The organism is Candidatus Caldatribacterium sp., assembly GCA_014359405.1.
GTDB classification, from domain to species: domain Bacteria; phylum Atribacterota; class Atribacteria; order Atribacterales; family Caldatribacteriaceae; genus Caldatribacterium; species Caldatribacterium oleiphilum.
This window is the reverse complement of sequence record JACIZN010000089.1, coordinates 1-7851: the sequence shown is the minus strand read 5'-3', so window position 1 is coordinate 7851 and position 7851 is coordinate 1. Positions and strand designations below refer to the sequence as shown.

The window sequence follows — 7851 nt, the reverse complement described above, 5'->3', positions numbered from 1 at the left end:
AAGGCTCGGGTTGGAGAGTTAGTCATCGCCATCGGAAACCCATACGGACTTTCCCATACGGTTACGGTCGTGTTACTCAGTGCGAAGGGTCGTCCCATTTCGGCAGGAGACTCAGGAAGGGAGTACGAGAACTTTCTGCAAACTGATGCTGCCATCAATCCTGGAAACAGTGGCGGACCACTTTTGAACCTCCGGGGAGAAGTCATCGGTATCAACACTGCTATCCTTCCATACGCTCAGGGTATTGGATTTGCCATTCCAATTAACATGGCAAAATCCATCCTGGACCAGCTCATCACTCAGGGAAAAGTTGTGCGGGCCTGGCTTGGAGTGTACATCCAGGACCTCACTCCCGAGATGGCCGAAAAGTTTGGCCTTCCGGAAGCCAAAGGCGCCCTGGTTGCCGACATTTCCAAGGGAAGCCCTGCGGAAAAGGCTGGCCTTCAGAGGGGCGACGTTATCCTTAAGGTGGATGGCAAGGAAACTCCCACAGTGAGCGATCTCCAGCGGGAGATTCGGTCACATCGCCCAGGGGATCGGGTGCAACTCGAAATTTGGCGAAACGGCAAGAGCATGATTCTTGAAGCAACCCTTGGAGAGCTTAAAGAATCCGGCACAGCTGTGCCCGAAGTGCAGAGGGTTGGGTCTTGAGGTTGCCGAAATTACCCCAGAACTTGTGGAGCGATATAGCCTCAGGACAAGCCGCGGAGTGGTTATCACAGGTGTCCGGGCAGGAGGTCCGGCAGATGAAGCAGGGCTGCGTCCTGGGGATGTTATTCTCGAAATGAATCGGAGAGAAATTGCTTCTCTTTCGGACTGGGAGGATGCCTTGGCTCAGGTCGGTCCTGGAGACACGGTTCTCCTCCTCATTGACCGTGGGGGAAGAACGTACTTTGTACCTCTGAAGGCTGAAGAACGTTAGCATTATGGTTTCTCTCAAGGGGGAGTGGGGCAAGGTGTACTTTTGCCCTACTCCCCTTGGAAATCTCCAAGATGTCACCCTTCGAACCCTTGAGGTGCTGCGGAGTGTCGACTACATAGCCTGTGAAGATACCCGGGTTACTCTTAAACTCCTCAACGCCTATGGTATAACCAAGCCTCTTTTGAGCTACCACGCCCATAACCTTCCTCAAGCCACACAGGAGATACTGCGTCTCGTGAAAAGCGGAAAGAATGTAGCTTTGGTTTCAGATGCCGGTATGCCTGGAATTCAGGATCCCGGTATGGAGCTTGTTCCGATTCTTCTCCGCGAAAACATTCCCTTTGAGGTTCTTCCTGGTCCTTCAGCCGTTCTCCTTGGGGTAGTGTACTCAGGGTTCTCCTTTTCGGGTTTTGTTTTCGTAGGATTTCTCCCTCGGAGGAAGAAAGAAAAAAGAGCCGTCCTCGAGCAGGTTCTTGCGCTTCCTCAGTCCACGGTGCTCTATGAGTCACCTAAGAGGCTTTTTGAAACCCTGAGCGATATTCGAGAAGTTGGGGGAGAAGAGCGGAAGATTCTTGTGGCTCGGGAGCTGACCAAGCTCCATGAGGAGATTCTCCGGGGGACGGTTGCGGAGGTTGAAGAGGCTATTAAGGGGAGGGATATCCGGGGTGAGGTTCTCATTGTTGTTGAGGGAACTCCGAGGAAGAAGGAGGAAACGCGGGTACCCGAGAGGCTTGTCGAACTCCTTGCGCGGTCTGGTCTGGGGGAAAGAGAGATTGTTGAGGTTCTGAGCGAAGAGCTCGGACTGGGGAAAAATGCCCTGAAACGGAAGATTCACACTCTGAAGAGAAGTTGATTTTCCCCGAGAAGACTGGTTTAATTGAAGGGGTGCGAGGGAAAGGAGGAAGATGAATCTGGAAAAAGCAACAAAGGATGCGGCTTTTTGGATACTCTCTATCGTTGCCTTTTCGTCGGTTGCTTTTGTCTTCGGCATTATTATTGTCCTTTTTATGGAAGGTCTCCCTGCTCTTTTCCAGATTTCTTTCTTCGACTTTTTCTTCGGCAGGCGGTGGTATCCTGTTTCATCCCCACCGCAGTTCGGTCTCTTGCCTCTTCTGACAGGTTCGCTTTTTGTGACCCTGGGAGGGCTTGCCTTTGCCGTCCCTTTGGGGTTTCTTGCTGCAGTTTTTCTTGCCGAAATTTGCCCTCGGAGGGTGCGGGAAATCCTGAAGCCAATCGTCGAGATCCTTGCGGGAATTCCCTCGGTGGTTTACGGGTTCTTTGGTGTTGTCCTTCTTGCGCCTTTGGTGCAGAGGATCTTTCAGCTTCCCACGGGTCTCACCGCTTTGACTGCTTCGTTTCTCCTTGGAATTATGGCTGTTCCGGTTATCGTCAGTGTTATGGAAGACGCGCTCACTGCTGTGCCGAGGGATTACCGGGAGGCTGCTTTTGCCCTGGGGGCAACACGATGGGAGACCATTAGAGAAGTGGTTGTGCCTGCTGCTTCTTCAGGCCTTGGAGCTGCGGTGATTCTCGGAGCAGGGAGAATTATTGGAGAGACGATGACTGTACTCATGGTCGCAGGTGGAGCGGCGCTCATTCCTCGTTCCTTTCTCCAACCGGTGCGGACCATGACGGCTACTATCGCTGCCGAAATGGCAGAAACACCCTTTGGGAGTTTACACTACCGGGTGCTTTTTCTGGTGGCAGTTGTTCTCTTTCTCATTACCCTTCTGCTTGACCTTGCCGTAGCCTCTTTCAGTCGCCGGGAGGTTTGGAAGAGGTGAAGCTACAGGCAAAGGGAGTATCCGAAAAATTTTGGTTTACGCTCTGTGGGCTTGCAATGGTGGTCATTGGTCTTGTGCTGGGAATTCTTGTGGGCTTTGTTGCTCTTCAAGGGAGCGGGGTTATCAGCTTGGAGTTCCTCTTTTCTTTTCCTCGGAGAGGCATGAGTGAAGGCGGTATCTTTCCGGCCATTGTGGGCACGCTCTACCTTGTCCTGGGGAGTACCCTGGTATCGTTGCCTCTTGGGGTCTTCACTGCAGTGTACCTTGTAGAGTACGCCCCTCGGTCCAGTCCTTTCTTGCAGCTCATCCGACGAGCCATTCACTGCCTCGCAGGTATTCCTTCAATTGTCTTTGGGCTTTTTGGGCTTGCAGTGTTTGTTAAACTCTTTGGCTTTGGCGTTTCCATTGTTTCTGGGTCCCTGACCCTTGGTATCATGTCGCTTCCTGTGGTCATTGCCTCCTGTGAGGAGGCCCTGCGGAGTGTGCCGTATTCTTTCCGGGAGGCCTCCCTTGCTCTGGGAGCTCCCCGCTGGACAACAGTGCGGAGAGTTGTTCTTCCCGCAGCTTTTCCGGGCATCTTGACGGGTCTCATCCTCGCTGTGGGACGGGTGGCGGGGGAGACTGCTCCCATCATGTTTACGGCGGCAACCTTTTACGCTCGAGGGCTTCCCCGTTCTCCTTTTGACCGGGTCCTTGCTCTTCCGTACCATATCTATGGGCTCGTGACTGAGGGAGCGCATCCAGAAAAGCAGATTCCTATGGCGTATGGAACAGCCTTAGTGCTTCTTGCACTCGTGCTTTTGGTGAACCTTTCTGCTATTCTCCTCCGGCAAAGACTTCGCTCGGTGAGGAAGTGGTAGGGTGCTCAAAGAAAGGGTAAAGCTCAGCATAAGGAATTTCAGCGTTTTCTTTGGGGAGAAACAAATTCTTTACGACATCACCTTGGAAATTCCGGAGAATAGGGTAACGGCCATTATCGGTCCCTCGGGCTGTGGGAAATCAACACTTCTTCGGAGTATCAACCGAATGAACGATTTCTACGAGAATCTCAGGGTGCAGGGAGAAATTCTTCTTGATGGAGAGAACATCTATGGAGATTCGGTGGACCCGGTTGCATTGCGTCGCCGCATCGGGATGGTTTTCCAGCGTCCTAATCCCTTCCCCAAGAGCATCTTTGAAAATGTGGCGTATGGCCTGCGAGTACAGGGCTGGAGGAACAAGAGAGCCATCCAGGAAAGGGTCGAAGAGAGCCTCAAAGCGGCAGCACTGTGGGACGAGGTTAAGGACCGGCTCCATGCCTCGGCTTTTGAACTCTCGGGTGGCCAGCAGCAACGCCTCTGCATTGCTCGGGCCATTGCCGTAGAACCCGAAATCCTCCTCATGGATGAGCCAGCTTCTGCTCTTGACCCGATTGCCACGGCTCGTATTGAGGAACTCATCAAAAAACTCCGGGAACGGTACACCATTGTCCTTGTGACGCACAACATGCAGGAGGCAGCAAGGGTGTCCGATTACACCGCTTTCCTTCTCATGGGTCGCCTTATAGAATTCGGTCCTACCGCTCAGATTTTCACGAATCCCCGCCGAAAAGAAACGGAAGATTACCTTACCGGAAGGTTTGGGTAATTCCTCTACGGAGGAGGTAACTATGCAAATCTTCTCAGTCATCGCAAAGGGTGGGTACGTCATGTACCCCATTGTGGCCTGCTCAGTCATAGCCTTGGCCGTTTTCATCGAGCGATGGTACGTTCTCCGTTACTCGAGAGAGCGAATCCGCAAGTACCTCCGGGTGGTTCGGAAGCTCCTTTCCCAGAGAGACCTGAAGGGTCTTCTCGAGCTCTCGAGCCGTCACCCCAATCCTGCCTCCCGGATTATCCTTGCAGGGCTCAAGAAGTACTTCAATGGCCACCCCCGAGAGGCTCGGGAAGCCATGGAGAGCGTTGCTTCCTTTGAGCTCCCCTTCTTTGAGAAGCGTCTCTCCACCCTTGTGGTGGTGGCCAATATCTCCCCCCTCCTTGGGCTTCTGGGAACGGTGACCGGGATGATCCGAACCTTTGCGGTTATTGCTGCCGTAGGGGTGGGGAAACCCACCGAGATGGCAGGGGGAATCTCAGAGGCTCTCCTCACCACCGCTGCCGGTCTTTCGGTGGCCATTCCCACCGTCGTCATGCACCACTACCTTTCGCACCTTTCTGAGAGCATTGTGGGGGATATCGAGCGTGTGGCTGGTGAGGTTTTAGAGGTCATCGAGAGTGCTCCTCTCCCCAAAGAGGAGCTCCCAAAGGAGAGAGGAGAAGATGTTCCGGTTCCGGCGATGGAAGAAGAGGGTTGAGCCCCAGATCAACGTTACCCCCCTTGTGGATGTGGTCTTGCAGCTTGTCATCTTCTTCATCGTCACCACGACCTTCGTGAGCGTTGAAACCGGAGCCCAGGTGAACCTCCCGGCGGCTCAGTTCTCTCGCCTTGAGGAGGCAAAGACCATTACTGTGACGCTGACCAAGAACAACACCCTCTACTTCAACGGGGTGCTCACCGATTGGAAGGAGCTCCCAGGCCTTGTAATCCCTGAGCTCCGCAGAGACCCCCATGTGGCCGTGGTCATTGAAGCTGACCGGGAAGTCCTCCATGGGAGAGTGGTGAAGCTCATGGACCTCTTGAAACGGGCTGGAGTGGAGCGTATGGCCATTGCCACCCAACCGGGAGAGGAGGAGTAGGGTGGTTTTCAGGACGTGGCTGTGGAGGGTCACTGTTTTTTCCCTTCTTATTTGGTTTTTGGGGATTCTCCCGGCTTTGGGGGCCGATCGTCCCCAGGTGCTTCTCCTCCCCTTTGTCCCCCGAGATGGAGAAAAGGCTTTCTTGGGATACCTTCTTCGAGATCTCGCGCGACGGGAACTTGAGAAGTACGTTGAGGTTTACGATGTGGTTTTAGGGGATAACGCTGTTCGGGAATCGCGAATTTCCTGGAACGATGTCCTTGTCCCGATTACAGCCCAAAGCCTTGGCAAAAGACTCGGATGCACTCATGTACTTGTGGGAACCTTCCGGTATCGGGAAGTAGCAGGTAAAGAGAGAATTGTGGTGAGTCCTCGTATTTTCAACGTGAAGGAAGGAACTTACGCGGACATTCCAAGCACTGCTTTCGGGCTCGAGGGGGTTCGAGATTTCGTGGTGCACCTTTTGCAGAGTGCTGCCCCAGAACTTGGCATTTCCCCCTCCCTCGATATTTCCCTTCCTTTTTCCCTTGAGAATCTCTTTCCGCTCTACGAAGGTCTTGTGGTTATGGATGAGGCTATTCGGACTTACGGAGAGAACCAGTACCCCGACCTTCCTCTCTGGCAGAAGGCCTTTTCCCTTGCCCGGGAGACCATACGGAAGGAACCCGGATATTCAGAAGCCTATTACTACCTTGCCTCTATGTACCGGACGACGCGATGGTGGGCAAGGGAAATCGAAACCTGGGAGCAGTACCTCGAGGTACTCAAGCGTACGTATGGGGATTCGGCATTGCCGGTGGCTCAGGCGTACTTTCGCCTTGCCTCGTTCTGCCTTTCCCAGAAGAGGCTGGACGAAGCTTTGCAGTACGTTGAGCGGGCCTCAGAACTTGCCCCATCCTGGGCGCCGGTGTACCTTCTCTGGGGAAAAATCTGGTATGAGCGGGGAGATATGAAGAAAGCCACGTCCCTCTTCGCGAAGGCTCTGGAACTCGACCCAAACCTTAAAGAAGCGCAGTACTTTCTGCAGCTTGCGGAAAAAGCGCAGGTTTTCGGAAAAGAAGCCTACGAGGCTTACGTTAAGGGGTACCAGAGCTTTAGCTTGGGGAATTTCCGCCAGGCAGCAGCCTACTTCGAGGAGGCTGCGCGGCACAACCCTAAGATGAAGGAGGCGTACTACTGGCTTGGGCGCGCCCTCTACGAGATTGGAGACCTTGAGGCTTCTGAGAGAGCGTGGGTGAAGCTCCTTGAGCTTGATCCTCTCCACAGCCAGGGTCGGCGCTTTCTCGAGCGAGTGCAGAGAGAGAAAAAGTACGGGCGCGAGGCCGTTCGTCTTTTTGAAGATGGGTACAGACTCTACGAAGAGGCTCGCTACGAGGAGGCTGCTTCGTACTTTGAGCGGGCTACTGCCCTGAGCCCCCTCTTTTCCGAAGCCCATGAGTACCTTGCCCGGTGCTACTACCGTCTGGGGAAAAAGGAGGCTTACGTCGCCGAGCGCAAAAAGGCGACAGCAAGTCTTCCAGAAGCAAAGGACCGAGCGTGGTCCTACTACGAAATGGGTTTTGAGCTCTTTGGATGGGGCGAAAAGGAAGAAGCAAAGAGAGCTCTTGAAGAAGCCCTTCGGAACGATCCCGCCTTTGGGAAAGCGTACCTTCTCCTCGGGGAAATCTACGCAACGGACAAGATGTGGTCTAAGTCCTTTGAGTACTACCGGAAAGCTGCTCGGTACACCGATGGGGAGGAAAAGGGTCGAGCGCTCTGGGGGATGGCTACCGCTTTGTACTCCCTTTCCCGTTACGGGGATGCCCTTTCAGTTCTTGAGGAGATTGTCCGGGAATACCCTTACGCGAATTTCATCGAAGAGGCAGAAGCTCTTCGGGTGGAAGTTTTGGCCAGGGAAAAGAAGCTCACGGAGGCAGAGCAGGCTCTGAGGCAGTTTATGCTTCGTTTTCCCGAGAGCCAGTTCTTGGAGCAAGCAATGTTCTGGTGCGCTTTCGCCCTGTACGAGGGAAAGGAATGGGAAAGAGCTCGATCGCTTCTTGAAGACTTCCTCAGGCGGTATCCCCAGGGCTCGTTTTCCCAGAAAGCTACGGAGATGCTCGGGTATACTTATCGTTCCCTTGGCCTTGAGGACAAGGCAAAGGAGTATTTTGCCCGACTTGGGGGAGAGGAAGGGGAATTCCTCGTTGCCGATTCGCTTTACAGAAAGCGGGACTGGGATGGTGCGGAAAAAGCTTTTGCAGAGTACCTTGCAAGGTACCCGCAGGGGAAGTTTGCTAAAGAAGCGGCGTTGAAGCTTGCCTCTGTTTACCTCGAAAAAGGCGATCTCGACAAGGCTGAGGAAATTTTCGTATCGCGTGGGAAAGAGTTCGAAAAGCTCTTCCCCAGGGATACCTTGCGTCTTAGGGCTCGTCTTGCCTACAAAAGAGGGAAC

The 7851-nt window shown here is 53.7% G+C and carries 7 protein-coding genes and 1 pseudogene; all 8 read left to right on the top strand.

Features of this window, described 5'->3' with window-relative positions:
* Positions 1–922: pseudogene (locus tag H5U36_07555) on the top strand (PDZ domain-containing protein).
* A gap of 4 nt (positions 923–926) precedes the next feature.
* Positions 927–1775, top strand: a complete 849-nt coding sequence (gene rsmI, locus H5U36_07550) for a 16S rRNA (cytidine(1402)-2'-O)-methyltransferase (protein MBC7217978.1) — start codon at positions 927–929, stop codon at positions 1773–1775.
* Between the two features lie 52 nt (positions 1776–1827).
* On the top strand, positions 1828–2706 hold the full coding sequence (gene pstC, locus H5U36_07545) for a phosphate ABC transporter permease subunit PstC (protein ID MBC7217977.1): 879 nt from the start codon (positions 1828–1830) through the stop codon (positions 2704–2706).
* Positions 2694–3566, top strand: coding sequence for a phosphate ABC transporter permease PstA (gene pstA / locus H5U36_07540; GenBank protein ID MBC7217976.1), 873 nt, complete (start codon positions 2694–2696; stop codon positions 3564–3566). The genes pstC and pstA overlap by 13 nt, the downstream gene beginning before the upstream one ends.
* A gap of 1 nt (position 3567) precedes the next feature.
* A complete protein-coding gene (locus H5U36_07535) occupies positions 3568–4332 on the top strand; it encodes a phosphate ABC transporter ATP-binding protein (protein MBC7217975.1) in 765 nt (254 codons plus the stop codon).
* Between the two features lie 22 nt (positions 4333–4354).
* Entirely contained in the window at positions 4355–5038 is a 684-nt protein-coding gene (locus H5U36_07530; GenBank protein ID MBC7217974.1) for a MotA/TolQ/ExbB proton channel family protein, read from the top strand.
* Complete coding sequence (locus H5U36_07525; GenBank protein MBC7217973.1) at positions 5004–5420, top strand: biopolymer transporter ExbD; 417 nt, start codon at positions 5004–5006, stop codon at positions 5418–5420. The genes H5U36_07530 and H5U36_07525 overlap by 35 nt, the downstream gene beginning before the upstream one ends.
* A gap of 1 nt (position 5421) precedes the next feature.
* A partial coding sequence (locus tag H5U36_07520) for a tetratricopeptide repeat protein (protein ID MBC7217972.1) occupies positions 5422–7851 on the top strand: 2430 nt, incomplete at its 3' end.